Consider the following 25,760-nt stretch of genomic DNA (forward strand, 5'->3'; position numbering starts at 1 on the left):
GAGAATGATTGTCATGTTCAGAAGGAGCGCTCTCGCCGCAGGAGGACTCGCGGCCGTCGTCGCCCTGAGCGGTTGCGCGGCCTTCTCCGACGCACCCTCGCGGCCGCACGACGGCTCGATCGACGTGGTCGCGGCGTTCTACCCGCTGCAATACGTCGCCGAACGGGTGGGCGGGGACCTCATCACAGTCACCGACGTCACCCGGCCCGGCCAGGAACCGCACGACCTCGAGCTCTCGCCCAAGCAGACCGCGCAGGTGGCACTCGCCGACCTGGTCGTCTACGAGAAGGGGCTGCAGGCATCCGTCGACGCGGCGACGACCCAGTCCGGCGCCGAGCTCGTCGACGCGGGCCGGGTCGCCGGCCTGGAGCCGATGTCGCACGACGGGCATGACGACGTCGGGCACGACCACGGCGAGGAGGAGGGTGCGGGCGACCTCGACCCGCACTTCTGGCAGGACCCGCTGAAGCTCGCCGCCGTCGGCGACGCGGTCGCCGCGAGGCTCGGCGACCTCGACCCGACGCATCGCTCGACGTACCTGGAGAACGCCGCCGCCCTGCGCACCGACCTGACCGCCCTGGACCACGCGTACGCGACCGGCCTCGCCGACTGCGCGCGCCACACGATCGTGGTCTCGCACAACGCGTTCGGCTATCTCAGCCGCTACGGTCTCGACATCGAGCCGATCGCGGGCCTGTCCCCCGACGCCGAGCCGACCCCGGCCGACCTCGGCCGGCTGCACGCGCTGATCGCCTCCGACCACATCACCACGGTCTTCGGCGAGCGGCTCGCCCCCGCGGAGCTCTCCGCGACCCTGGCGTCCGACGCCGGGGTGCGGACCGCGGTCCTCGACCCGATCGAGGGACTCACCGACGAGACCTCCACCGACGACTACCTGTCCCTGATGCGCGCCAACCTGACGGCGCTGGAGAAGGCGAACTCATGCCCGTGACCGCGATCGAGCCCCACCCCATCGAGCTGACGAACGGCGCCGTCGCGATCGAGGGCCGCCCCGTCCTGCGCGACATCAACCTCACGGTGTGCACCGGCGAGTTCGTCGCCCTCATGGGCGCCAACGGCTCCGGCAAGTCGACCCTCGTCCGCGCCCTGACGGGCCTGCGCCCGCTCGCCGGCGGCGAGCTCTCGCTCTTCGGCACGGCCTTCGACGACTTCGACGACTGGCAGCGGGTGGGGTTCGTGCCGCAGCGTGCCAGCGCCGCCTCCGGCGTACCGGCGAGCGTCTGGGAGATCGTGGCCTCCGGGCGCCTCACCCACCGCCGGCTCTTCCGGCCGCTGAGCCGCGCCGACCGGGCCGCCATCGACGACGCCATCGAGATCGTCGGGCTGGGCGAGAAGGCACGTGACGGGGTCAGCACCCTGTCCGGCGGACAGCAGCAGCGCGCCCTCATCGCCCGGGCCCTGGCAGGCGCGCCGGAGCTCTTCTTCCTCGACGAGCCGACCGCCGGCGTGGACCTGCCCAACCAGCTGGCCCTCGCCGAGGCGCTCGGCCGGCTCAAGGCGCGCGGCGCCACCATCGTGCTGGTCGCCCATGAGCTCGGCCCGCTGGAGCCGCTCGTCGACCGGGCCGTCGTGATGCGCGATGGCCGGCTCGTCTACGACGGGCCGCCGCTCAACCATGCCGACGTCCACGGGCCCCACCACGTCCACGACGAGCGACACGTCGACCACGCCCCACGGGTCGCCTCGCCCCTGGAATCCATCACCCACCCGAAGGACGGCATGCGATGACCCCCGCGGACCTCTTCGCCCTGCCTGCGATGCAGCGCGCGCTGATCGCGGCCGTCGTCACCGGCCTCGCTGCGCCGGTCGTCGGCACGTACCTCGTGCAGCGCCGGCTCGCCCTGATGGGCGACGGCCTCGGCCACGTCGCGGTCACCGGTGTCGCCCTCGGCCTGCTCACCGGCGCCTCCCCGACCTGGACCGCGGTGATCGTCGCCGTCCTCGGCGCGGCGATCATCGAGCTGATCCGCGAGCGCGGCTCGGCCAACGGCGACGTCGCCCTGGCACTGCTCTTCTACGGCGGCCTCGCCGGCGGCGTCCTGCTCACCGGCATCAGCGGGCAGTCGGCGGCCTTCCTCGGGCAGTACCTGTTCGGCTCGCTGCTGACCATCGGGATCAGCGACCTGATCGTCACGATGGCGCTCTCCGCGGTCGTCATCGTCCTCGGTATCGGGCTCGCGCCCCAGCTCTTCGCCGTCGCCCAGGACCAGGAGTTCGCCAAGGTCTCCGGGCTGCGGGTGCGCTTCTACAACCTGCTCGTCGCGGTGCTCGCCGCAGTGAGCGTCACCGTCGCGATGCGCACCGTCGGCCTCCTGCTGGTCAGCGCGCTGATGGTCGTGCCGGTCGCCGCGAGCCAGCAGCTGACCCGCTCGTTCCGCGCCACCCTCCTCGGTGCGATGGTCATCGGCACGATCGCCTCCCTCGGCGGCCTGGTGATCTCGGCCTTCGCCTCGTTCAAGGCGACGGTGGCACCCGGGCCCACCATCGTGCTGCTCGCCCTGGCCTGCTTCACCGTCGCCTGGCCGATCGGGTCGCTGCTTCGCCGGCGACGCCGGCTGGTCGAGCCCTTCCCGGTCGATCCGGAGGTCGAGGCGCTGTACGGGGCCTGCCCGGGCGAGCACGACCACCAGCACGGCCCGGCCTGCGGTCACCTCGCGATCGAGCACGGTGACCACGTCGACTATGTCCACGACGGCCACCGCCACGCGGTGCACGTCGAAGCGAGCGGAGAGCGCCACTATGACGAGCACTGAGCCCCAGGCCCAGCAGAGCGGCGTTCGGCCCACCAAGCAGCGCCTCGCGGTCGCGGCAGCGCTGGAGGCGACCGCCGGCTTCCACTCCGCCCAGGAGATCCACGAGCAGCTCGGTGGCAGCGTCGGGCTCGCGACGGTCTACCGCACCCTCACCATGCTGGCCGACGCCGGCGACGTCGACATGATGCGCAACGAGGACGGCGAGGCGATCTACCGCCGCTGCTCGGGCACGCACCATCACCACCTCGTCTGCCGCAGCTGCGGACACACCGTCGAGGTGGAGGGGCCGGCGGTCGAGCGCTGGACCAACGCGATCGCCGCCGAGCACGGCTACGCCGACGTCTCCCACACCCTGGAGATCTTCGGCACCTGCCGCGACTGCCGCTGACGGACCGCCCGGATCAGGGGCGCCGGGCGATCACCCGCGGCACGTCGGCCGCCGGGCGGATCAGCGCGACGTCCACGAAGCCGCCCGCGGTGAGTTCCGCCGCGAGATCCTCGTACCGCGCCTCCGGGACGCCCCAGGACGCGAGCACCACCCGCATCAACCGGTAGTCGCGGGTGGCCCCGGAGGTGGGACGCGCGTCGTACTCCTCGAGGTCCCACGGCAGCGGGAGGTAGGCCAGCCCGCCGGGCCGCAGGGCGCCGAACATCGCCCGTACGGCACCCGCACGGGTGGGGGCCGGGAAGAAGAACTGGCTCCAGTGCGCCACGTCGAACGGCTCGGGATCGACGAAGTCCGCCGCGTCGCCGCGCACGACCCGCAGGCGATCGCCGACGCCGAGTGCGGCGGCGCGCTGCTCGGCGATGTCGGCCAGGTCGTCGCTGAGCTCGACGCCCACCGCGGTCATCGCCGGGAAGGCCTGCAGGCAGGTCACCAGCTGCCCCGCCACCCCGCAGCCGAGCTCCAGCACGCGGGCGCCGTCGCGCATCAGCGCCCGCACCGGGTGCTGCTCGGCGCTCGCCCGGAAGCCCGCGACGCGCTCCGGTGACGCCGGGTCGGGCGAGACGGAGAGGGCGAAGGCGATCCGGTCCTGCGACGGCATGGTCCAGTAGGTGTCGCCGGCCCCGACCGCCGCAGCTGGCGGGCCTGCACGGCGTCGCCCGCGAGCACCACGTCCAGAGGCGCGTACGCGGTCGGCGCGGTCAACGCCCGCCACGGCGGCGTGAGGCGCGCCAGGCCGTCCTGCGCGGTCACCACCTCGCCGGCGACGAGCGCCGCCAGGACGGCGGTGGCGACCTCATCGGACATGCCTGCTCCGGCCGCGGCGTCCTGCCAGCGCACGGGCTCGCGCAGTGCTCCCAGGAGGCCGGAGCCGGCCAGGCCGTCGACCAGCCCGATCAGTCCACACGCGGCGCTGAGCGGCCCGAGGGTGGTCTCGACGGCCTCGAAGAATGACGGCTCGGTCATGGGCCCATCCTCGCGCCGAGGAGCCGTGACGCCCAGACCCCTTGCCGAACCGGAGAGGCGTCAGACCACCGAGTTGGGGATCGCGCCGCCGTAGCGGCGGTCACGGCGCGCGTACGTCTCGCATGCCGCCCACAGGTGGCGCCGGTCGACGTCGGGCCACAGCACGTCGGTGAAGACCATCTCGGAGTAGGCGGCCTGCCAGAGCATGAAGTTGGACAGCCGCTGCTCCCCCGACGTCCGCCAGACCAGGTCGGCGTCCGGGAGGTCGGGCAGGTAGAGGTAGCGGGCGAAGGTCTTCTCGTCGACCTTGCTGGGCTTGAGCCGCCCCGCGGCGACGTCCTCGGCGATCCGGCGCGACGCGTCGGCGATCTCGGCGCGCCCGCCGTAGTTGACGCACATCGTCAGGGTGCAGACGGTGTTGTCCTTCGTCAGCTCCTCCGCCACCTGCAGCTCACGGATCACCGACTTCCACAGCCGCGGAGTGCGACCCGCCCAGCGCACCCGGACGCCGAGCTCGTGCATCTCGTCGCGGCGGCGACGGATGACGTCGCGGTTGAACCCCATCAGGAAGGCGACCTCCTCGGGGCTGCGTGACCAGTTCTCGGTGGAGAACGCGTACGCGCTGATCGCCTTCACACCCAGCTCGATGGCGCCCTCCACCACATCGAAGAGGGACGACTCGCCGGCCTCGTGGCCCCGGGTGCGCGGCAACCCGCGCTCCTTGGCCCAGCGGCCGTTGCCGTCCATGATCACCGCGACGTGCTGCGGGACCAGCTCGGCCGGGATCGGCGGCGGGGTCGCGCCGGAGGGGTGTGGCGTGGGCTTGCGGTGCGTCACAACGGGCAAGGCTAGTGGCCGTGCCCGTTGCTGTGCCCATGGCTGTGCCCGTGTGGGTCGCCCGCGGTGTCGGCGACGAGCGCCGCGATCGCGGTGGTCAGCGGGACGGCTGCGATGAGCCCGATCGAGCTCACCAGCGTCCGCACCACCTCCTCGGCGAGGTCCTCGGTGCCGGCCAGCAGCGACAGCGGCTGCGCGTAGAGCCGGATCACCAGCAAGGTGAGCAGCGCGGTGCCGGCGTAGGCGAAGACGATCGTGTAGACGGTGGAGGCGATGTGGTCGCGACCGATCCGCATCGCGGCGCGCAGCACCTGCAGCCGGCTCGCGTCGGGCGACGCGGCCCGCAGCTCGTAGACCGCGCTGGCCTGGGTGATGGTGACGTCGTTGAGCACGCCGAGACCGGCGATGACGACTCCGGCGACCAGCAGCCCCGGGAAGTCGACCGCGGGCGCGTACGACATCAGGGCACCGCCGGCGTCGCCGGTGACGCCGTTGAGCCGGCTGGCGTGCACCGCCCAGGTGGCCAGCGCGACCGTGATCGCGACCCCACCCAGGGTCCCGGCGAGCGCGGCGCTCGTCGTGGGCCGCAGCCCGTGGGTCGTGTAGAGCACCACGAAGAGGATGACGCTCGCTCCCGACAGCGCGACCAGCCCCGGATGATGACCGGTCAGCATCGCCGGGATGACGAACCACCAGAGCACGGCACCGGCGACCGCGAGCCCCACCAGCGCCATCACGCCACGCCAGCGCGCGACGGCGACCAGGACCACGACGAAGAGCGCGGTGAGGAGCCACAGCGAGGTGCCGCGCTGGACGGCGAAGAAGCCGTACGTGGCGCCTCCGGCCGCCGGTGTGCGGGCGAGGACCAGCGTGTCCCCGGCCCGCAGAGCCGAGCGCTGGTCGGGACGCGGGAGCTGGATGGTGCGCTCGTGACCCTTGTCCGGGCCGTCGGTGAGGACCACCACGGCGGCCTCGTTGCCCGAGTCGTCGGCACGGGTGCGGTCGGTGAGCCGCGCGTGCACGTACGTCGTGCCGTTCGGGGCGAACGCGGCCTTGTCCTGCAGGGCCTGCAGCCCACTGCGGTCCGGCCACAGCAGCGCCACCGCGACGAGCGCCAGCACGCCGAGCAGAGCGAGCACGGTCAGCAGCGCGCGGGCCGGCGCCGTCTCGTGACGGCCGATGCCGAGACCCGCGCGGGACAGGCGCGACGTGCGCGCCGCCCGGCGGCGGCCACCGTGGTGATTGCTCATCGCTCGACATACTCCAGCGAGCGCAGGCCGCGCTCCAGGTGCCAGGCGAGATAGGCCGCGACCAGGCCGCTGGCCTCACGGCGCTGGCGCTCGTCGCTGAGAGCCACGGTCTCCCAGTCGCCGGTCAGCAGCGCGGCGAGCAGCGCCAGCGTCGCCTCGGCCGGCGAGGCCGAGCCGGGGACGCGGCAGGTGCTGCAGACCGCGCCGCCGAGCGAGGGGTTGAACCAGCGGTGCGGGCCCTCGACACCGCAGCGGGCACAGTGCTCGAAGCTGGGCGCGTAGCCGGCCACCGCCAGCGAGCGGAGCAGGTACGAGTCCAGCACCTGGCCCGGTCGCCGCGCATCGCCGGCGGCAAGGGCGCGCAGGGCGCCGACCAGCAGGAGGTACTGCTGCACGGCGGGCTCCCGCTCCTCGGTGACCAGCCGCTCCGCGGTCTCCAGCATCACGGTGCCGGCGGTGTAGCGGTCGTAGTCGAGCCCGATGCCGGCGTGGAAGAGGTCGAGGGTCTCGGCCTGGGTGATGGTGTCGAGGTTGCGACCCTCCGCGATCTGCAGATCGACGTGGGTGAACGGCTCGAGCCGGGAGCCGAACTTCGAGGTGGTCCGGCGTACGCCCTTGGCGACGGCGCGCACCCGCCCGTGCTGACGCGTCAGCAGGGTGATGATGCGATCGGCCTCACCCAGCTTGTGGGTGCGCAGCACGATCGCCTCGTCGCGGTAGAGGGGCACTCCCCTATTCTGCCTGCGTGAGCGCGACGAGGAGAGACGGCGCACCGGCTGCACCGACCGGGCCGATCAGCGGAGCGGCCGCCGGCGTGACGGGCGCGGCGCGCAATCTGGCCGATCGGGCCGGTGTGGCGGCGTACAACGCCGTCGACGTCGTGGCCGACCGGGTCGATCTGGCCTCGATCCAGGCCGACGATCTCTACCTGCGCATCGCCGGCAAGCAGCGCAGCTTCGCATCGTGGTTCCTGGTCCTGCTGACCTGGCTGCTGCTGGCCACCAACCTCTGGCTGCTGTTCTGGGATCCGGCCTCGACGCGCTGGCACGACGGCGTCCGCTACACCGACTGGGGACTGTCGGGCCTGCTGGCGCTGACCATCTGCTGGCGCTGGTTGCGCTTCCGGATCGGGCGGCGGTACCTCAGGTCGCGGCTGTGGGAGATCCCGGCCCTGGTCCCGCTGGCCGTGCCCGGGCTGACCGAGGCGCACTGGGTGCTGTCACTCGTGCTGGTCTGCCGCGTCGTGCGCGTCATCGACCGTACGGACAACTACCTCGGCGACCAGATCACCGCCGTCCTGGTCACGCACTTCTCCAACCCGATCGTGGAGGCGATCAAGAAGCCGATCACGGTCGCGGTCCTCGACGAGGTGATCGACGTGATCAAGACCGGCACGTACGCCGCGAACGTCAAGGCCGCTCTGGACGAGAACCGCGCCGAGCTCGAGTCGATGGTGCTCGACCTGGTCCGCAACGACCCGACGACGGGCAAGCTGCGCTACGTGCCGTTCCACGACGAGATCGTGCAGATGACCGCGAACACGGTGCTGCGGATCGTTGACGGCGCGCTGGACGACCCGCGCACCACCGAGCTGATCAGCGACGTGATCCGCAACTCCGCCGCGCAGCTGCGTCAGGCCGTGCGTGCGAAGGATTAACCTCTCCTTCCCCGCGCGGTTTACGCCGGTCGTCCTCAGGTCACCGGGCGCTGGTTGGATGGGAATCATCATGGACCTGCGCCGTACGACGACGATGCGATTCGCCGCCCTGTCGGCTCTCCTCGTGGCCCTCCCCTGGGCCACCCCGGCCGCGGCCGACGCGGCGGAGACGACCGTGCTCCCCGTCGCCTCCCATCAGGCTCCCCAGCAGCCCCACGTGGTCCGCTCGATGTTCTGGATGAACGCGATGCGCTCCAACCTCGACCGGCGGGCGCGGGCGACCGCGTCGAGCCGGATGCGCACCGACGTCGCTCACATGCGCGCCAGCGGCACCGATCTGGCCGTGCTCGCCGAGGTCGCCGCCGACCAGCGCACGGCCTTCCGCAGGCTCACCGGGCCGCGCTGGGCCATGGTCACGGGCGGCAACGCGATCGACAACGTCGTCGTCTACCGCCGGACGGCTTTCACCCAGGTGGCCCACGCGTCGATGACGACGCGCTACAACCGCGGCCAGCGCATCCACGTCACCATCCCGGTGCTGCGCGACAACGTCACGGGCACGCAGGTCGCGGTCATCCCGGTCCACAACCCGCAGTGGAACGTCGGGCCGTGGCGCGCGATGTCGATCCGCCTCGAGATCGCCAAGATCAAGCAGCTGCGCCGCACCCACCCGCAGTGGCGGATCGTGATCGCCGGGGACTTCAACGCCGCCGGTCCCTCCGCGTGCGCGTTCGCGCACATCGGCATGGCGAGCGCGTTCCTCTCCCGCGCGCACTGCGGCCGGATCAAGGCGATCGACCAGATGTACGCCAGCCCCGCCTTGAAGCCCCACGCCTACCGCTCGGTGCACACCGGCGCCACCGACCACGGGCGCGAGTACCACGCCAAGCTCGTGCTCTGAGGGGTCTCGGTACGCCCGCTCGCGGGCGTACCGAGACCCGAGACCTCAGCCGGCGCGGTTGACCGCGGAGACGACCGCCTTGAGCGACGCGGTCACGATGTTGGCGTCGATGCCGACGCCCCAGTAGATGACCCCGGCGACCGAGCACTCGACGTACGCGGCGGCGACGGCGTCACCGCCGGCCGACAGGGCGTGCTCGGCGTAGTCGAGGACGCGGATGTCCCAGTCCTCACGGACGGTGTTGAGCGCGTCGACGAACGCCGCGATCGGGCCGTTGCCGGTGCCCTCGAGGGTCTGCTCCTGGCCGTCGACGCGGATGGTGACGCTGAGCGCGTCCTTCTCGCCGGCCGCGCTCGAGGTGTGCACGGAGTTGAGCTCCAGCGGGGCCGTCTTCTCCAGGTACTCGGTGCGGAAGATGTCCCAGATCTTGTCCGGGCCGACCTCGCCGCCCTCGGCGTCGGTGTGCTGCTGGATGACACGGCTGAACTCGATCTGCGCGCGACGCGGCAGGTCCAGCTTGTGCTCCGACTTCAGCACGTAGGCGACGCCGCCCTTGCCGGACTGGCTGTTGACCCGGATGACCGCCTCGTACGTCCGGCCGACGTCCTTGGGGTCGATCGGCAGGTAGGGGGCCTCCCACGGGATCTCGCCGACCGGCACACCGCGCTCGGCGGCGATCCGCTCGAGGTCCTCCAGGCCCTTCTTGATGGCGTCCTGGTGGGAGCCGGAGAAGGCGGTGTAGACCAGGTCGCCCGCGTAGGGATGGCGCGGGTGGACCGGCAGCTGGGTGGCGTACTCGACCGTGCGACGGATCTCGTCGATGTCGGAGAAGTCGATCTGCGGGTCGATGCCCTGGCTGAACAGGTTCATGCCGAGGGTGACCAGGTCGACGTTGCCGGTGCGCTCGCCGTGGCCGAACAGGCAGCCCTCGACGCGGTCGGCACCGGCCATCAGGCCCAGCTCGGTGGCGGCGACGGCGGTGCCGCGGTCGTTGTGCGGATGCAGGGAGATCGCGCTGTGCTCGCGGCGGGTCAGGCCGCGGCCGAAGTACTCGATCTGGTCGGCGTAGGTGTTCGGCGTCGACATCTCGACGGTGGCCGGCAGGTTGAGGATGATCTCGCGGCCGGCCTCGGGCTGCCAGACGTCGGAGACGGCCTCGCAGACCGCCAGCGCGAAGTCGGTGTCGGTCTGGGTGAAGATCTCCGGGCTGTACTGGTAGCCGAAGTCCTGGGTGCCGACGAGGTCGCCGACGTACTTCTCGGCGTACTTCATCACCAGCTCGGTGCCGCGGGTGGCGATGCCGATGCACTCCTCGGGCGTGACGCCGAAGACGACGCGACGGAAGAGCTCGGCGGTCGCGTTGTACATGTGGATCGTGGCGCGGGGCGCGCCGGCCAGGGACTCGGCGGTGCGCTCGATCAGGTCCTCGCGGGCCTGGGTCAGGACCGAGATCTGGACGTCATCGGGGATGCGGTCCTCCTCGATCAGCTTGCGCACGAAGTCGAAGTCGGTCTGGCTCGCCGACGGGAAGCCGACCTCGATCTCCTTGTAGCCCATCTTCACCAGCAGCTCGAACATGGTGAGCTTGCGGGCCGGGGTCATCGGGTCGATCAGCGCCTGGTTGCCGTCGCGCAGGTCGGTGGACAGCCAGCGCGGTGCCTTGGCGATCTTCTTCGACGGCCACGTCCGGTCGGGGACGTCGACGGGTACGAAGGCGGTGTAGCGGCCGATCGGCATCGGCGACGGCTGCTGGGAGTTGCGGGCGTTGCTCAGGTTGGTCATGGTCTCTCGCTCAGCTGAGGGTGTCGGGTGCCGGCGCACACACGGACTCCGCGGCGAGGGGTCCGGCTTTCTCAGACCTCGCCGCGGCAGCTAAGAAGCAGCAGCGCGCACATCATGACTCGGCCACCATACCCCACGGCACTCGCGATGAGGGACCCCGATCCCCACCGCCCATGCTCGTCACAGGTACCCCTCAGCAACGGCGGTCCCCCGCCGAAGTCCGGGTGTGAGGTTCTTTGCGCGCTTGGCTCAGCGGGGCCCCCTCGACGAGGTCGCCGTCCCCGAGCCGCGCGCCGGCGACGAGTCGTCCGCGGAGCCTGACGTCGAGGCGGCGTCCGCGACCGACGACGCCGCGGATCCCGAGGCGAAGCCCGAGCCAGAGGCGGAGGCTGAGTCAGAGGCGGAGGCGGAGGAGCCCGAGGAGGTCCCGCCCGGGGAGCAGATCGTCGTCACGGCGGTGGACCCCGCCGAGGTCACCCAGGACCTCGCCAACCGGCTCGCCGCGCTCGACCGCTCCGAGATGGTCGCCTCCGGGCGCAACCTCGCGGTCGTCAACGCCCGCGCGCTGCTCACCAAGCTGCAGACCCTGTCCGGAGCGCTCTGGGTCGCCGGGCCGCCGAAGAGCCCCGTCGGCTGGGCGACCCTGACCACGCCGGCGGAGGGCGCGGTGCTGCACGGCACCGTGAGCACCCGCAACCGTCGCAAGGGCGTCGCGAGCCGCCTGATGAAGGAGGTGCTCGCCTACGCCGGCGAGCAGGATTACGCCGCGATCACCTGCTCGACCTGGACCGACTCCCCCAGCGAGACCTTCCTGCGCCAGCAGGGGTTCGAGGCCCGGCCCCAGCCCCACGCCGTCCGGTGCCAGGACCTGTACGCCACGGCCGAGCGCCGCCGGCGGATCGGCGAGGACACGGCCGGCTACGGCGCCTCGTACGAGCTGAGCACCAGCGAGGAGGAGCTCGAGCAGGGCGCGACGGTCTACCGCGTCCTCGCCACCCACCTCATCACCGGTGCCGTGGTCGGCTCCGCGGAGCTGAGCGTCGCCGAGGGCGCCCCAGAGTTCGCCGTCAACGGCACGGTGCAGGTCGACCCCCGTCACCGCGGCACCCGCCTCGGCACCCTGATGGCCCTCGAGCTGATCGCGTTCGTGCAGGCCAAGTCGAAGAAGGTGCGGACGATCCAGGTCAGCAGCCCGGCCGCCGACCCGTACATCACGACCATCCTGGACCGGATCGGATTCCGGGTCATCGGCACCCAGTCGGACCACCGCCTGCGACTGCGCTGATCTGCCAGACTGGTGGCATGGCACACCTCACGGACCTGACCGACGCCGAGATCTGGACCCAGCTCGAGAGCGGCGCCCTCGCTCGGATCGCCTGGACCGCCAGCAGCGGCCCGCAGATCCTGCCGGTCAACTTCGTGACCCATGACGGCGCGGTGTGGCTGCGGACCACCGCCCACTCCTCGATGGCCGATCAGATCGACGAGAGCCCGGTCGCGATCGAGATCGACGACATCGACCCCGCCACCCACGTCGGCTGGAGCATCGTGGTCCACGGGCGCGCCGAGGCGATCTACCACGAGAGCGACGTGCCCGAGGAGGTCACCTCGCTGCGCGCCTGGGCCGGCGACCACCGCCCGTTGTGGATCCGGGTGAGCGCGGACACCGTCACCGGCAAGCGCCTCACCTCGCAGTGAGCTGAGGCACGCCACGATGGCGCGTCTCCTCGTCGTGCACCACTCCCCGACGCCGACCACCCAGGCCCTCGCCGAGGCGGTCGTCGCCGGGTCCCGCGACGACGCCATCACCGGCGTCGAGGTCGTCGTGCGCCCGGCGCTCGAGGCGAGCGCCGAGGACGTGCTCGCCGCCGACGGCTACCTGCTCGGCACCTCGGCGAACTTCGGCTACATGTCGGGAGCGCTCAAGCACTTCTTCGACACGATCTTCCTCCAGGCCGGCGGGGCCCTGTCGGACGACGGCAGCGCTCGCGAGGCCTCCGGCGGTCGCAAGCCGTACGGGCTGTGGGTGCACGGCCGCTACGACACGACCGGCGCGGTGCGCTCGGTGCAGAGCATCGTCCAGGCACTCGCCTGGCAGCAGTCGGCACCCGTTCTCGAGGTGCTCGGAGACGTCGGCGAAGCCGAGCGCGAGCGGGCGTACGACCTCGGCGGCACGCTCGCCAGCCTGTTGATGGTCTAGACAACCAGGGCTAGGGTCGAGTCACCTGCACAACCACCACCAACTCGGGATGGAGGCTGGACATGGCAGCACCGATGACCCCTGCCCTGACGCCGGAGACCGCACGGCCGACATGTCAACCGTCGCCGGTACGCGACGGCGACCGCGGCCTGACCCGCGCAGAGCGGGCGAGCGCGACCGAGGACCTGCTCGATCGCGCACATCGCACCGCCGACGAGGACGAGCGCCACCGCCTGCTGGACCAGGTGGTCCTGATCAATCGAGGCGTCGCCGAGGCGGTCGCGTCTCGCTACCGGCGCCGCGGGGTGCCGATGGAGGACCTCCAGCAGGCCGCGTACGAGGGACTGGTGAAGGCGGTCTTCCGCTTCGACGCCAGCCTCGGCAAGGACCTGCTCACCTACGCGGTGCCGACCATCCGCGGCGAGCTGCAGCGTCACTTCCGTGACCACAGCTGGACCGTGCGCCCGCCCCGGCGGGTGCAGGAGCTGCAGTGGCGGGTCAACCGCTGCATCGAGGACCTGACCCAGGAGCTGGGTCATGAGCCGAGCGACGACCAGGTCCGCAGCACGATGGAGATCACCCCGGCGGAGTACGACGAGGCGATCGTGGCCTTCGGCTGCTTCACGCCCGCCTCGCTCGACCAGCCGATCTCCCACGACGGGGCGGCCACCGTCGGTGACCTGCTGCCCGACGAGACCGGTGTCGTCCGGGATCTGGACGCGGCCGAGGCTCGGACCGCGCTGGCGCCGGTGATCAAGGAGCTGCCGGAGCGGGACAAGCAGATCATCTTCCTGCGCTTCTTCCAGGACCGCACGCAGGAGGAGATCGGCGCCGAGCTCGGCGTGACGCAGATGCAGGTCTCGCGGCTGCTGAGCCGGATCCTGCGCGACCTGCGCAGCGCCCTGGGGGTCGCCGCCTGAGCGCCGAGCCCGGTGATCGCAGGAACCCACCACCCCGCGATTAACCTTGGGCCCCGTGCCCCGTGTGATCGCGCTCGTCCTGACCGTCCTGATGACGGCCACCGCGTGTGGCGCGCATGCGGAGGCCGACGCGGCCTCCACCAAGCCGCCGTCCGCCGGCATCTGCCGCATGCTCACCGCGGGCGACGTGACGCGCCCCAGCAACGCCGACGCCGCGGTCTCCTGCAGCGAGCCGCACGACAGCGAGACGTACGCCGTCGGCGACCTCGACGAGAAGTTCGCCGACGCCGCGTACGACGACCCCGCCATCGACACCTGGGCCTACCAGACGTGTGCCGCCGCGTTCCCGACCTTCCTCGGCTCCGATCAGAGCACGGCGATGCGCTCGCTGCTCACCTGGATCTGGTTCCGTCCCTCCAAGGCCGCCTGGGAGGCCGGCGCCCGCTGGTACCGGTGCGATGTGCTCGGCGGATCGGCGACCCAGCACTCGTACGTCGACCTGCCGACCACCACCGAGGGCCTGCTGAGCGGTCGGCCCGCCGACCCGTGGATGGCCTGCGCCAGGGGCAAGACAGTCGCCTCCGGCACCACGGTGCCCTGCTCGATGCCGCACGACTGGCGCGCCGCGACCACGATCAAGCTCGGCGAGGCCGGCGACGCCTACCCCGGTGACGTGAGCGTGAAGGCCAAGACGAGGTCCTACTGCTCGGAGTCGGTCGACGCCTGGCTGGGCTACCCCGCGAGCTACGGCTACGGCTACACCTGGTTCGGGGCCCGGGAGTGGGCGGCCGGCAACCGGCGCTCGGTCTGCTGGGCGAGGACCTCGGAATGACCCGGTCGCTGGCCGGCGCGGTGGCCGGTCTCGCCGCCCTGGCCGCGCTGTCCGGCTGCGGCGGCTCGGACGAGCCGACGGCTCCGGCCACCACGCCTCCTCCGCCGGTCGCCAGCGCCGTGCCGCGCCCGGCGGCGTCGGGATGCCACACCCTGACCCACGATCAGGCGCTCGCGTCGACCCTGCCTCCGCAGGACGTCAGCGTGCCGTGCGGCGCCAGCCACACGGCCCAGACGTACGCCGTCGGCGCGCTCGACACGCTCGCCTCCGGGCACCTGCTCGCGGTCGACTCCGACCGGGTACGGGCCCAGCTCGCCGCACGCTGTCCCGCGGCTCTCGGCGACTTCGTCGGCGGCGATGCGGAGGCGCGACGCCTGAGCATGCTGCACGCGACCTGGTTCCGACCGACGCTCGAGCAGGCGGCCGCAGGGGCCGACTGGTACCGCTGCGACGTGGTCGTCCCGACCGGGGACGCCGACCTCGAGACGCTGACCGGGACCCTCAAGGGCGTGCTCGACTCCGACCGGGCCGGCGACTGGGCCATGTGCGGCACCGCGCAGCCCGGCGCGGCGGGCTTCCGCCGCGTGCCGTGCCGCGATCACCACTCCTGGAAGGCGCTGTCCACCGTCGCGCTGCCCCCAGGTGCCTACCCCGGCGAGGCCACGGTCAAGGAGGCCGGGCAGAAGCCCTGCCAGCAGGCCGGCCGGGACGTCGCCAAGGACGCCCTCGACTACCAGTGGGGCTACGAGTGGCCCACGGCCGACCAGTGGGCGACCGGCCAGACGTACGGCATCTGCTGGGCCCCGACGACCTGACCCGCCCGAGAGGTCACTTCTCGCGGCTCGAGAGGTCAGTTCCTGCGGGTCGAGGAGTCAGTTCCTGTGGGTCGGGTGCACCGAGTGGACACTCGACCCACAACAAGTGACCTCTCGACCTAGAAGCCGAGCTTTCTCAACTGGCGGGGATCGCGCTGCCAGTCCTTGGCGATCTTCACGTGCAGGTCGAGGAAGACCGGGACGCCCAGCAGCTCGGCGATCTGGAGCCGGGCGCGCTGACCGACCGACTTGAGGCGCGAGCCCTTGTGGCCGATGACGATGCCCTTCTGGGAGTCGCGCTCGACGTACAGGTTGGCGTGGATGTCCATCAGCGGGCGGTCCTCGTCGCGGCCCTCGCGCAGACCCATCTCCTCCACCACCACCGCGATGGAGTGCGGGAGCTCGTCACGGACGCCGTCCAGCGCCGCCTCACGGATCAGCTCGGCGACCAGGATCTGGTCGGGGGCATCGGTGAGCTCGCCCTCCGGGTAGAGCGGCGGCCCCTCCGGCAGGAGACCGAGGAGCAGGTCGGAGAGCAGCTCGATCTGCGCCTTGTCCTTCTCGGACTCGCCGACGCTGGAGACCGGGATGATCTCGGCCCACTCGATGCCGAGCTCCGTGCCGAGGCGGGTGATGTCGAGCAGGTGCTCGGCGATCCGCTCCGGGTCGGCCAGGTCGGTCTTCGTCGCGATCGCGACCCGCTTGATCGACTTCTTCAGCTTGTTCGCGTTCTCCGCGATCCGCTTGTCACCGGGACCGATCTTCTCGTTGGCCGGGAAGCAGATCGCGACCACGTCGACCTCGGTCCAGGTGGCCTCGACGAGGTCGTTCAGCCGCTCGCCGAGCAGCGTGCGTGGGCGGTGGATGCCGGGGGTGTCGACCAGGATCAGCTGGCCGTCGGGCCGGTGCACGATGCCCCGTACCACGGTCCGGGTGGTCTGGGGCTTGTCGGAGGTGATGACGATCTTGCGTCCCACCAGCGCGTTGGTCAGGGTCGACTTGCCGGCGTTGGGACGTCCGACGAAGGAGGCGAAGCCACTGCGATAGCCCTCGGTGCGCTCCCCGTAGAGCGGCCCTGCGGGCGCGACCCCCTGGACGTCGAAGTCGCGATCGTGCTCGCTCATTGCTGTGCTCCTTCGTCACCGGCTGCGCCGGTGTGCTCCTGAGCCGCCCGCTGCTGCGCAGCGTCGTAGTCGGCCCAGATCTGTTGGTCAGTCTTGCCTGCCGCCTTGCCCGCGCGATAGATCGGGCCCGGGTCCACCGCGCGCGGCTGCCGGACGGCACCGCCCCGCCAGTAGCCCATCACGTCGTACGCGGTCGAGGGCAGCTTCACCTCGCGCATCAGGTGCTTGCGGATGGCGCGCATCTGGGAGGACTCGCCGGCCATCCAGAAGTAGCCCTCGCCCTCGGGCCACTCGATGCCCTCGACGATCGCCGCGAGCACGGACGCGTCGTCGCCCGGCGGGGTCGACCACTGCACCTCCGCGTCGGCGGGCAGGTACCCCTCGACGACGTCGGGCGCCTCCACCCACATCCGGACCGGAGGGCCACCGGACGCGGTGATCTCCTCGTGGATCCGGGCCATCGCGGGCAGCCCGGTCAGGTCGCCGACCAGCAGCAGCCAGCCCGCCGAGTCGGGCAGCGCGAAGGAGCCCTTCGGCTCGGTGATCGTCACGGTCTGGCCGACGACGTCCGTACGGGCCCACTCGGTGACCAGACCGACGTCGTGCACCACGATGTCGAGGACGAGCTCGCTGCCGTCCCAGGAGCGCACCGTGTAGTAGCGGCTCTGGAACTGCCCCGGCACGATCAGGCCGACCCATTCGTCCGGGATGCCCGTGGACTCGAAGCCCACCAGGCCCGCTCCGCCCAGGACGACCCGGACGAAGTGGGCGCTCAACTGCTCGCGGCGCAGGACCTGCGCTTCGTACTGCCGGGCCTTGGTGCTCATCCCTCCTAGGTTCTCAGAAGGTGTGGCGCAGCGGGTAACCCGAGCGACCGCCGACCGTCTTGGTGAAGAGGGTGTGGTGCAGCTGGATCTCGTTGTGCTCGAAGCCGACCCGGGACCCCGCGATGTAGAGGCCCCAGACCTTGGCGGTGCCGAGGTCGGTCTCCGCGACGCACGCGTCCCAGTTGTCCACGAGGTTCTTGTTCCACCCGGCGAGCGTCTTCGCGTAGTGGAGGCGGAAGTTCTCGTGGTGCTGCAGCTCGAAGCCGGCGTCCTCGCCCGTGGCGACGACGGTGCCCGACCCGGCGAGCTCCCCGTCGGGGAACACGTAGCGGTCGATGAAGGCGCCGGCGGGGCCGTTGTTGGTGTTGTCGTTGCGGGTGATGGTGTGGTTCAGCAGCCGGCCCTCGTCCTTGAGCAGCCCGTGCAGGAAGCCGAAGTACGCCGGGTAGTTCTTCACGCCGATGTGCTCGGTCATGCCGATCGAGCTGATCGCGTCGAAGTCGCGCTCGACCACGTCGCGGTAGTCGGAGAAGCGCACCTCGGCGAGGTCGTCGAGACCGTCGCGCTTGATCGCCTCCGCGGCCCAGTTGGCCTGCTCGCGGGAGAGCGTGACGCCGAGCGCCTTGACCCCGTAGTGCTTGGCGGCGTGCCGGACCATCGAGCCCCAGCCGCAGCCCACATCGAGCAGACGCATCCCCGGCTTGAGGTCGAGCTTGCGGCAGATCAGGTCGAACTTCTCGGCCTGCGCCTCCTCGAGGGTGGCGTCCTCGGTCGGGAAGACCGCACATGTGTACGCCATCGACGGACCCAGCACGTGCTCGTAGAACGTGTTGGAGACGTCGTAGTGGTGGTGGATCGCGTCGGCATCGCGCTCGGGGGTGTGCCGCTTGAGGGTCTTGAGACCGGCGGCGCGCAGCCCCTCGACCGCGGTGCGCCACACGGGCAGGTGCTCGTGCGGCGGCGGCTTGGGCGGCACGAAGTTGCCGATGCCGAGGGTCCGCACGATGGTCGCGAGCTCGGCGACGCTCGGACGGGCGAAGTCGGTGTTGCCGACGATGAGCTTCAGCAGCGGGTACGGGTCGCCCGGATGCGTGCCCTCGAGCTCGAGGTCACCGCTGACGTAGGCGCGCGCGAGCCCGAGGTCGCCCGACGCGGTCAGGATGTAGGAGAGTCCACGCCGGTTCAGGATCCGCATGCCGTACGGAGAGCTCGCGTCGCCCGCGACGGAACCGTCGTAGGCCGAGAGCCTGATCGGGAGGCCGCCATCGAAGAAACCATTGATGATCTCCGCGATCCCCTGCTTGTTGGGCCCACTCATCGCCGCTTCACCACCTTGTCGTAGAGACTCGTCAGTCGGTCGTCCGGGTCGTAGCGCTGCTTCACCGCAGCCAGGTTCGCGCCGTTGTAGAGCGCGTCGAACGTCTCCTGGTCGTAGAAAGCCTCGGAGTAGAGGCTTTTATGCCCGCCGAGCTCGTGCACCCTGGTCTCGATGGCCCGGTTGATGGGCGCGTTCGGGGCGTCGGGACCCACGTGGACGGTGCCCCAGAAGCCCGCGTTGACGTAGATCTCCCCCGGCTCCAGGGGGTAGGACGCCCAGGGACGCTGCGCGACCAGCGGGCACAACCACACCGGTCGCATCCCGACGTGCTCGTCGAACCACGCGAGGAAGGCCGGCACGTTCTCGAGAGGCACCTCGATGTCCTGGACCACCCGCTCGCGCAGCGGCCGGCCGGCGCGGCGGTCGAGCCGGTCGGCGATGTCGAAGCGACGGTCGAGGCCGAGGAGCTTCATGTACACGTCGCTGCGGCGCCAGCGCTTCGGCCAGAGCCGGCGGATCCTCGGGTTCTGGGCACCGAAGGCGCCCGAGCACCAGAACCAGTCGGTGTCCCAGCGCCACAGGTAGTCGTACGTGGTGAGGCGGTCGGTCTCCCGCTGCTGGATCGAGCGGTAGAAGATGTCCTGGCCCGAGTGGTAGTCCGACGTCGGACCCTGCTCGTCGGTGAAGCGGGCCAGGGTCAGGTAGTACTCCCCCGGCGCGAACGCGACGCCGTCGAGCCCGTCGACCTGCTGGTCGTCGTAGGTGCGGCTCTCGACGATCGCGCTGATGGTCTTGGCCATGACGCCGGCATCGTCGAAGCGGACGTGGCGCAGCGCGACGTACGCGGGCACCTTCTCCAGCTTGATCCGCAGGCGGGTGGCGTAGCCGAGCGAGCCGTAGGAGTTCGGGAAGGCGTCGAACAGGTCGTCGCCGGGCCGGGTGGTGACGACCTCACCGGCGCCGGTGAAGACGTCCATCTCGACGACCGACTCGTGCGGCAGGCCGTTGCGGAAGCTGGTCGACTCGATGCCCAGCCCGGTGACCGCGCCGCCGAGGGTGATGGTGCGCAGCTGCGGCACGACGTACGGGATGAGGCCGTACGGGAGGGTCGCGTCGACCAGGTCCTCGTAGGTGCACATGCCCTGGACGTCGGCGGTCTGCGCCTCGGCGTCGACCGAGATCACGCCGTTGAGGCCGCTGACGTCCAGGCCCGGGGCGGTGCTCGCCGCGCGGGCGCGGAACAGGTTGGTCGTCCGCTTCGCCAGTCGCACCGGCGCTCCTGCCGGGATGGCCTGGTACGACGCCTGTAGCCGTCGCACAGCCTCCTCGTGCTGCTCACTCGAACCAGTCACACGGTAAACGTACTCCTTGTCCGGTTCGTCCTGGCAAGGGGTTCTGGACTGTGCGGCGCCTAGGAGATCGCGGCGCTGTCGAGCACGCCGCGGGCATCGCCGTGGAGCACCGGCACACCGGCGCCGGCGAAGTCGCGGACCGCGGCGAGATCGCTCTCATCCACCTGGGTGGCCTCCCCGAGGACGACGACGGCCTCGAGACCGCGCGAGCCGGACGCGACCGCCATCGCGACACAGACGCCGATCGCGGAGACCTGCAGCGAGGGCAGCGCGACGGTGGCGGCGGCGTAGGTGCGGCCGTCGGAGTCGCGGACCGCGGCGCCCTCGGCGGCGCCGACCCGGGCGCGGGTGGCGCGGGCGAGCGTGACGAGCTTCTTGTCCTCGGCGGACAGGTTCGCGAGGTCGGGCAGGGCGCTCATGGGGTTTCCTCCAGCGGGGTGATCAGCACGGTGCCGAGCTTGTTGCGCCGCCCGGCCGTGGCTTCGGCGATGAACCGCAGGCCGTACGCGTCGACCTGCGATCCGGGGATGGGCACGACGCCCAGGTGCTTGGCGAGCAGGCCGCCGACCGAGTCGACGTCCTCCTCCTCGACCTCGAAGCCGAACAGGTCCTTGAGGTCGTCGACGAGGAACCGCGCCGGCACCCGCCAGGCGCCGTCCTCGAGCTGCACCGGCTCGCGCAGGTCCGTGTCGTACTCGTCGGTGATCTCGCCGACGATCTCCTCGAGGATGTCCTCGATCGTGACCAGGCCGGCGGTGCCGCCGTACTCGTCGACGACGACCGCGACGTGCTGGCGCAGCTGCTGCATCTCGGCGAGCAGATCGTCGACCGGCTTGGACTCCGGCACCCACATCACCGCGCGCATGAGCTCGTCGACGCGCTGGGTGAACTCCACCTCGGGCGCCTCGAAGTCCCGCCGCACCAGGTCCTTGAGGTAGACCATGCCGACGACGTTGTCGAGGCTCTCGTCGATCACCGGCATCCGGGAGAAGCCGCTGCGCAGGAAGAGCGAGAGCGCCTGCCGGATGTTCTTGTGCCGCTCGACGAAGAGCACCTCGCCGCGTGGCACCATCACCTCGCGGGCGACGGTGTCGCCGAGCTCGAGCACCGAGTGGATCATCGAGCGCTCGTCGTCCTCGATGACGTTGGAGGCCTCGGCCAGGTCGACCAGCTCACGCAGCTCGGTCTCGGTCGAGAACGGGCCCTCGCGGAAGCCCTTGCCGGGGGTGAGCGCGTTGCCGAGCAGGATCAGCAGCTGCGGGATCGGGCCCAGGACGCGGGTGACCAGCACGATCGGAGCGGCCGCGACCAGCGCCACCCGCTCGTTGTGCTGGCGCCCGACGGTGCGCGGGGCGACCCCGATCGCGACGAAGGAGATCACCAGCATCACCGCGATGGCGGTGGCGTACGTGGCGAGGCCCGCGCTGTCGTACCAGTGCTCGATCAACAGCGCGACGATGACGATCGCGGAGATCTCGCAGAGCAGGCGCAGCAGCAGGATGGTGTTGACGTAGCGGGAGGGGTCGGCGAGCAGCATCACCAGCCGCTTGGCTCCCGGGCGTCGCTCCTCGGCGAGCTCCTCGGCGCGGGCGTGGGAGAACGGCCCGAGGGCCGCGTCGGCACAGGAGAACAGCCCGGCCAGGACCACCAGCAGGGTGGCCGCGACGACGAGCGTCGCATCGGTCATGGGGGCGTCCCGGGTCAGTGACCGGGGTTGCCGACGGCGAAGTCCGCCGACGGCGCGGTCGCCTGCGAGCCGAACGCCTTGAGCAGCTCGGCCTGGAGGGTGAACATCTCGCGGTGCTCCTCCGGCTCGGCGTGGTCGTAGCCCAGCAGGTGCAGGATGCCGTGGGTGGTCAGCAGCTCCAGCTCGGCGACCAGACCGTGCCCGGTCTCCGCTCCCTGGCGCTCCGCGACGCTCGGGGCGAGCATCAGATCGCCGAGGACGCCCTCCTCGGGGTCCTCGTCGATCAGGCCGGGGCGCAGCTCGTCCATCGGGAAGGCGAGCACGTCGGTCGGGCCCTCCTTGTCCATCCACTGCTCGTTGAGCTGGGCGATGGTGTCCTCGTCGACGGCCTTGATGCAGAGCTCGGCCTGCGGGTGGACCCGCATCTGGTCCATCACGAAGCGCGCGACCTGGGCGAGGTGGTCGAGGTCGAGGTCGTACCCGGACTCGTTGAGGACCTCGATGCTCACCTGGTCTCCTCGTTCTTCTCGGCGTTGCGGGCGGCGATGCGCGCCTGGATGGCCGCATCGTAGTCGTCGTACGCGGCGACGATCCGCCCGACGAGCGCATGCCGTACGACGTCGTGGCTGGTCAGCTTGTTGAAGCTGATGTCGCGCACCTCGCCGAGGATCCCCTCGACCACGCTCAGGCCGGACTTCTGCGAGGTCGGCAGGTCGTTCTGCGACGCGTCGCCGGTGACGACGACCTTGGAGCCGAAGCCGAGCCGGGTGAGGAACATCTTCATCTGCTCGGGGGTGGTGTTCTGCGCCTCGTCGAGCACGATGAAGGCGTCGTTGAGCGTCCGGCCACGCATGTAGGCCAGCGGTGCGATCTCGATCGTGCCGGCGGTCATCAGCTTGGGGATGAGCTCGGGGTCGAGCATGTCGTGCAGTGCGTCGTAGAGCGGGCGCATGTACGGGTCGATCTTCTCGGTGAGCGTGCCCGGGAGGAACCCGAGCTTCTCGCCGGACTCGACTGCGGGGCGGGTCAGGATGATCCGGTTGACCTGCTTGCTCTGCAGGGCCTGGACCGCCTTGGCCATCGCCAGGTAGGTCTTGCCGGTGCCGGCGGGGCCGATGCCGAAGGTGATGGTGTGCTTGTCGATCGCATCGACGTAGCGCTTCTGGTTGAGCGTCTTGGGGCGGATCGAGCGACCGCGGTTGCTCAGGATGTTGAGCGAGAGGACGTCGGCGGGCTTGGCCGCCTCCTCGTCCTTGAGCATCGAGATGACGCGCTGCACGGTGTCGGCGGAGACGCCCTGACCCGTACGGATGATCTGCACGATCTCCTCCAGGATGCGCTCGATGAGCGCGACCTCGGCGGCGTCGCCGTGCAACGTGATGCGGTTGCCGCGCACGTGCAGGTCGGTGTCGAAGTGACTCTCGATGATGCCGAGGTACTCATCGGCAGGGCCGAGCACGCTGACCAGGTCGACGCTGTTGGGCACCACGACGGTGTGCTTGGTGGTGGGACGACGCTGGCCCTGATCGTGGGGCTCCGGCTGGATCTGCTGGTCTGTCATGGACGCCCTGGACGGGCCCTCTCCTCGGTGGTCGACGCTTCAGTGTGCGCCTTGATGCAACGACACGGCACACCTGCCATGTTCCCGCATCCCCGCCTTGCGAACCCAGTCCACGCCATACTCGTGACCATGACCGTGCTGTCGCGCCGCTGTCGCGCCTCCATGGGGCTCGCTGCGGGCGCCCTCCTGCTCGCCGGTACGACCGCGTGCGGCTCCACCAACACCGCGAGCGATCCCGACCCGACGCCCGCGGCAGCCTCCTCACCGGACACGACCGCCTCCCCCGCCGCGTCCGACCCGGCCGCTCCGCCGACTCCCGGCGCGACGGCGAGCGACACCGACCCCGGCGATGGCGCCGCGCCGGCCTCGATCACGATCGACTCACCCGAGAGCGGCAAGCAGGTCAGCTCCACCCTGAGCGTCTCAGGCACGGCCAACTCCCCCGAGGCCAACGTGCCCTGGCAGATCGACTCACCGACCGACGGCGTGCTGGTCTCGGGCTTCGCGACCGCGGACGGCTGGCTCGACAAGGCCTACCCCTGGTCGACCTCGATCGACGTCGGCGCACTCCAGCCCGGCACGTACACCTTCACCGCGCGCGTCGACGACGACTCGAAGAAGGAAGGCACCCCGCCGCCGAGCGCGACGATCACCTTCATCAAGAAGTGATCGCCGCGGCGGCCCGCTCGCTCGTCCGCCGGGCGTGGGCGGTCGTCGTCCACAGCGCAAGCAGGCCCAGGCACAGGCCGGCCGCGATCATCAGCCACCAGCCGACCCGGCTGGCGTCCGGCAGCCCCGTGCTGATCGGACCGACGAGGCGCGCCGACACCACGGCGCCGTAGACCGCCACCCCGAGCGAGGCGCCGACCTGACGGCTCATCGAGGCCACCGCGGCGGCGACGCCGGCCTGGGCGCGCGGCAGGCCCGACACGGCCGTGTTGGTGATCGGCGGGTTGAGCATCCCGAAGCCGGCCCCGAAGGCCAGGTAGGCGACCACCAGCAGCCCGTACGGCGTGTCCTTGGCGATGCCGAGCAGGACGATGCCCGAGACCGTGATCCCGAGCGCGGCGAGCAGCAGGGAAGGTCGCGCTCCGTGCTTGCCGACCAGCCGGCCGCTGATCGGCGAGAGCACCGCGGTCGCGCCCGCCATCGGGAGCGTCAGGAGGCCGGCGTCCAGCGGTGAGAGCCCGCGGACGTCCTGGAGGTAGAGGGTGTTGAGGAACAGGAAGCCGGCGAAGGCGGCGTACCCGACGACGGCGCTGAGCACGGCGCCGGTGAACGGCACGCTGGCGAACAGCCGCGGATCGAGCAACGGCTCCGCGCGGCGCCGCTCGTAGCGCGCGAGGACGACGCCTGCCGCGGCCGCGAGCAGGAAGCAGCCCAGGACGACAGCCGAGGTCCAGCCGCGGCCGTCGCCCTCGATGATCCCGAACGTCAGCGCCGTGAGCAGCACCATCACGCTGACCTGGCCGACCGGATCGAACCGCCGGGGGTGGGGCGCCCGGGACTCGGGCACGAAGAGCGCGGTGAGGACGAGGGCGATCACCACTACCGGGATGTTGAGCCAGAAGATCGCGCGCCAGCCGCTCGCGTCGACGAGCGCTCCGCCCACGACCGGGCCCAGGGCCATCGAGAGCCCGACGGTCGCACCCCAGATCCCGATCGCCTGGGCTCGTTCGCGGGCCTCGTGGAAGGTGTTGGTGAGGATCGACATCGCGACCGGATTCAGCATGGATCCGCCCACCGCCTGGACGGCGCGGGCGGCGATCAACACCTCGATCGTCGGCGCCAGCGAGCACAACAGGGAGCCGACGCCGAAGAGGAGCAGGCCGGTCTGGAAGACGCGACGCCGGCCCCACCGGTCGCCGCTCGAGCCGGCCAGCATGAGCAGGCCGGCGAGCACCACGCTGTAGGCGTCGACGACCCACTGCAGCTGCGCGTAGCTGGCGTCGAGGTCACGCTGGATGCTGGGCAGCGCCAGGTTGAGACCGGTGACGTCGATGCCGACGATGAACAGGCTCAGGCAGCAGATCGCCAGCACCAGCCAACGGTTGGTGACCCTCACGAGGCGGCCGCCTGACGGAGCTTGTCGAGCAGTCCGATGAGCTGCTGGCGCTCCGTAGCGCTCAACACCTCGAACATCGGCGGCGGGGTCGGCAGCTGCCGCACCTCCGCGACCCACGCCCGGCCCAGATCCGTCGCCTCGATCACCTTGCGGCGGCCGTCCTCGGGATCGGGCGAGCGGGTGACCCAGCCACGCTCGGACAGGTCCGTGACCAGTACCGATGCCGCCGGTGCGTCGATGTGCAGCTGCTCGGCCAGGTCGCGCTGGCTCCACGGCCGCACGACGATCCGGCGCATCGCCCGGTAGCGGCTGAAGGGCACGTCGAGGTGAGCGGCGAACGCCGCGGCCCAGTGGCTCTTGTGGTCCATGACCAGGTCCGACATGGCGAGCCAGACCTCGACGGGCGTCACTTCAGTTGTTGCCATACAACTATTGTACAACAACAAT

29 protein-coding genes are annotated in these 25,760 nt (G+C 71.0%); 13 read left to right on the forward strand and 16 right to left on the reverse strand.

The annotated features are described in order from the left end of the window. Positions 1-13 precede the first annotated feature (13 nt). From KSO98_RS13400 to KSO98_RS13415, 4 genes are read left to right on the forward strand one after another with little or no spacing between them, the layout of a single operon-like run. Positions 14-952, forward strand: a complete 939-nt coding sequence (locus KSO98_RS13400; protein WP_225286132.1) for a metal ABC transporter substrate-binding protein — start codon at positions 14-16, stop codon at positions 950-952. Continuing rightward, the gene (locus tag KSO98_RS13405; RefSeq protein WP_225286133.1) at positions 943-1,749 is read left to right on the forward strand and encodes a metal ABC transporter ATP-binding protein; all 807 of its coding nucleotides are present in this window, start codon (positions 943-945) and stop codon (positions 1,747-1,749) included. The genes KSO98_RS13400 and KSO98_RS13405 overlap by 10 nt, the downstream gene beginning before the upstream one ends. Continuing rightward, positions 1,746-2,774: a metal ABC transporter permease gene (locus KSO98_RS13410; RefSeq protein ID WP_225286134.1), complete on the forward strand. Its 1,029-nt coding sequence runs from the start codon at positions 1,746-1,748 to the stop codon at positions 2,772-2,774. The genes KSO98_RS13405 and KSO98_RS13410 overlap by 4 nt, the downstream gene beginning before the upstream one ends. After that, a complete protein-coding gene (locus tag KSO98_RS13415) occupies positions 2,761-3,162 on the forward strand; it encodes a Fur family transcriptional regulator (RefSeq protein WP_225286135.1) in 402 nt (133 codons plus the stop codon). Before KSO98_RS13410 ends, KSO98_RS13415 begins: the two co-directional genes overlap by 14 nt. A gap of 13 nt (positions 3,163-3,175) precedes the next feature. Here the strand turns inward: KSO98_RS13415 and KSO98_RS13420 are convergent, their stop codons facing one another. From KSO98_RS13420 to recO, 5 genes are read right to left on the reverse strand one after another with little or no spacing between them, the layout of a single operon-like run. Then, entirely contained in the window at positions 3,176-3,820 is a 645-nt protein-coding gene (locus KSO98_RS13420) for an SAM-dependent methyltransferase (protein ID WP_225286136.1), read from the reverse strand. Continuing rightward, complete coding sequence (locus KSO98_RS13425) at positions 3,706-4,185, reverse strand: hypothetical protein (protein WP_225286137.1); 480 nt, start codon at positions 4,183-4,185, stop codon at positions 3,706-3,708. Before KSO98_RS13425 ends, KSO98_RS13420 begins: the two co-directional genes overlap by 115 nt. Before the next feature lie 60 nt (positions 4,186-4,245). Beyond that, positions 4,246-5,022, reverse strand: a complete 777-nt coding sequence (locus tag KSO98_RS13430; RefSeq protein WP_225286138.1) for an isoprenyl transferase — start codon at positions 5,020-5,022, stop codon at positions 4,246-4,248. An 11-nt stretch (positions 5,023-5,033) separates the two neighbouring features. Beyond that, positions 5,034-6,272, reverse strand: a complete 1,239-nt coding sequence (locus KSO98_RS13435; protein WP_225286139.1) for a YibE/F family protein — start codon at positions 6,270-6,272, stop codon at positions 5,034-5,036. Then, entirely contained in the window at positions 6,269-7,000 is a 732-nt protein-coding gene (gene recO / locus KSO98_RS13440; RefSeq protein ID WP_225286141.1) for a DNA repair protein RecO, read from the reverse strand. Before recO ends, KSO98_RS13435 begins: the two co-directional genes overlap by 4 nt. Positions 7,001-7,017: 17 nt before the next feature. On the opposite strand from recO, the gene KSO98_RS13445 reads away from it, so the two are divergent. Together KSO98_RS13445 and KSO98_RS13450 are read left to right on the forward strand one after the other, a co-directional pair. After that, positions 7,018-7,929, forward strand: coding sequence for an ion transporter (locus tag KSO98_RS13445; RefSeq protein WP_225286142.1), 912 nt, complete (start codon positions 7,018-7,020; stop codon positions 7,927-7,929). A 58-nt stretch (positions 7,930-7,987) separates the two neighbouring features. Further along, the gene (locus tag KSO98_RS13450; RefSeq protein WP_225286144.1) at positions 7,988-8,830 is read left to right on the forward strand and encodes an endonuclease/exonuclease/phosphatase family protein; all 843 of its coding nucleotides are present in this window, start codon (positions 7,988-7,990) and stop codon (positions 8,828-8,830) included. Between the two features lie 45 nt (positions 8,831-8,875). On the opposite strand, the gene leuA is transcribed toward KSO98_RS13450, so the two are convergent. Next, positions 8,876-10,612, reverse strand: a complete 1,737-nt coding sequence (gene leuA, locus KSO98_RS13455) for a 2-isopropylmalate synthase (protein WP_225286145.1) — start codon at positions 10,610-10,612, stop codon at positions 8,876-8,878. A 244-nt stretch (positions 10,613-10,856) separates the two neighbouring features. Here leuA and KSO98_RS13460 point away from each other — a divergent pair, with 244 nt between their 5' ends. From KSO98_RS13460 to KSO98_RS13485, 6 genes are all read left to right on the forward strand, one after another. Beyond that, positions 10,857-11,897 carry a GNAT family N-acetyltransferase gene (locus tag KSO98_RS13460; protein WP_225286146.1) on the forward strand — a complete coding sequence of 347 codons (1,041 nt, stop codon included), beginning with the start codon at positions 10,857-10,859 and terminating at the stop codon, positions 11,895-11,897. Between the two features lie 17 nt (positions 11,898-11,914). After that, the gene (locus KSO98_RS13465) at positions 11,915-12,310 is read left to right on the forward strand and encodes a pyridoxamine 5'-phosphate oxidase family protein (RefSeq protein WP_225286147.1); all 396 of its coding nucleotides are present in this window, start codon (positions 11,915-11,917) and stop codon (positions 12,308-12,310) included. Positions 12,311-12,326: 16 nt separating this feature from the next. After that, positions 12,327-12,812: a flavodoxin family protein gene (locus KSO98_RS13470; RefSeq protein ID WP_225286148.1), complete on the forward strand. Its 486-nt coding sequence runs from the start codon at positions 12,327-12,329 to the stop codon at positions 12,810-12,812. A 62-nt stretch (positions 12,813-12,874) separates the two neighbouring features. Further along, entirely contained in the window at positions 12,875-13,732 is an 858-nt protein-coding gene (locus KSO98_RS13475; RefSeq protein WP_225286149.1) for a sigma-70 family RNA polymerase sigma factor, read from the forward strand. A gap of 55 nt (positions 13,733-13,787) precedes the next feature. Then, positions 13,788-14,564: a septum formation family protein gene (locus KSO98_RS13480; protein WP_225286150.1), complete on the forward strand. Its 777-nt coding sequence runs from the start codon at positions 13,788-13,790 to the stop codon at positions 14,562-14,564. Then, a complete protein-coding gene (locus tag KSO98_RS13485; RefSeq protein WP_225286151.1) occupies positions 14,561-15,379 on the forward strand; it encodes a septum formation family protein in 819 nt (272 codons plus the stop codon). The genes KSO98_RS13480 and KSO98_RS13485 overlap by 4 nt, the downstream gene beginning before the upstream one ends. A gap of 119 nt (positions 15,380-15,498) precedes the next feature. On the opposite strand, the gene era is transcribed toward KSO98_RS13485, so the two are convergent. Genes era through KSO98_RS13525 form a run of 8 tightly spaced genes read right to left on the reverse strand, consistent with a single transcriptional unit; the run spans position 15,499 to position 23,248 of the window. Beyond that, positions 15,499-16,503 carry a GTPase Era gene (gene era / locus KSO98_RS13490; RefSeq protein ID WP_225286152.1) on the reverse strand — a complete coding sequence of 335 codons (1,005 nt, stop codon included), beginning with the start codon at positions 16,501-16,503 and terminating at the stop codon, positions 15,499-15,501. Beyond that, positions 16,500-17,330: a siderophore-interacting protein gene (locus tag KSO98_RS13495; RefSeq protein ID WP_225286153.1), complete on the reverse strand. Its 831-nt coding sequence runs from the start codon at positions 17,328-17,330 to the stop codon at positions 16,500-16,502. Before KSO98_RS13495 ends, era begins: the two co-directional genes overlap by 4 nt. 13 nt (positions 17,331-17,343) lie before the next feature. Next, entirely contained in the window at positions 17,344-18,648 is a 1,305-nt protein-coding gene (locus KSO98_RS13500) for a class I SAM-dependent methyltransferase (protein ID WP_225286155.1), read from the reverse strand. Continuing rightward, on the reverse strand, positions 18,645-20,000 hold the full coding sequence (locus tag KSO98_RS13505; protein WP_225286156.1) for an FAD-binding oxidoreductase: 1,356 nt from the start codon (positions 19,998-20,000) through the stop codon (positions 18,645-18,647). The genes KSO98_RS13500 and KSO98_RS13505 overlap by 4 nt, the downstream gene beginning before the upstream one ends. Positions 20,001-20,059: 59 nt before the next feature. Beyond that, positions 20,060-20,419, reverse strand: a complete 360-nt coding sequence (locus tag KSO98_RS13510) for a cytidine deaminase-like protein (protein ID WP_225286157.1) — start codon at positions 20,417-20,419, stop codon at positions 20,060-20,062. Beyond that, positions 20,416-21,687 carry a hemolysin family protein gene (locus KSO98_RS13515; RefSeq protein WP_225286158.1) on the reverse strand — a complete coding sequence of 424 codons (1,272 nt, stop codon included), beginning with the start codon at positions 21,685-21,687 and terminating at the stop codon, positions 20,416-20,418. Before KSO98_RS13515 ends, KSO98_RS13510 begins: the two co-directional genes overlap by 4 nt. 14 nt (positions 21,688-21,701) lie before the next feature. After that, positions 21,702-22,196 carry an rRNA maturation RNase YbeY gene (ybeY, locus tag KSO98_RS13520; protein WP_225286159.1) on the reverse strand — a complete coding sequence of 165 codons (495 nt, stop codon included), beginning with the start codon at positions 22,194-22,196 and terminating at the stop codon, positions 21,702-21,704. Next, positions 22,193-23,248, reverse strand: a complete 1,056-nt coding sequence (locus tag KSO98_RS13525; RefSeq protein WP_225286160.1) for a PhoH family protein — start codon at positions 23,246-23,248, stop codon at positions 22,193-22,195. Before KSO98_RS13525 ends, ybeY begins: the two co-directional genes overlap by 4 nt. A 129-nt stretch (positions 23,249-23,377) precedes the next feature. Here KSO98_RS13525 and KSO98_RS13530 point away from each other — a divergent pair, with 129 nt between their 5' ends. Continuing rightward, a complete protein-coding gene (locus KSO98_RS13530; RefSeq protein WP_225286161.1) occupies positions 23,378-23,917 on the forward strand; it encodes a Gmad2 immunoglobulin-like domain-containing protein in 540 nt (179 codons plus the stop codon). Here KSO98_RS13530 and KSO98_RS13535 read toward each other — a convergent pair. Together KSO98_RS13535 and KSO98_RS13540 are read right to left on the reverse strand one after the other, a co-directional pair. After that, a complete protein-coding gene (locus KSO98_RS13535) occupies positions 23,907-25,313 on the reverse strand; it encodes an MFS transporter (protein ID WP_225286162.1) in 1,407 nt (468 codons plus the stop codon). The two genes, KSO98_RS13530 and KSO98_RS13535, sit on opposite strands and share 11 nt — an antisense overlap. After that, complete coding sequence (locus KSO98_RS13540) at positions 25,310-25,738, reverse strand: MarR family winged helix-turn-helix transcriptional regulator (protein ID WP_225286163.1); 429 nt, start codon at positions 25,736-25,738, stop codon at positions 25,310-25,312. Before KSO98_RS13540 ends, KSO98_RS13535 begins: the two co-directional genes overlap by 4 nt. Between the last annotated feature and the right edge of the window lie 22 nt (positions 25,739-25,760).

It is taken from the genome of Nocardioides nematodiphilus (assembly GCF_020216525.1).
In the GTDB taxonomy this organism is placed as follows: domain Bacteria; phylum Actinomycetota; class Actinomycetes; order Propionibacteriales; family Nocardioidaceae; genus Nocardioides; species Nocardioides nematodiphilus.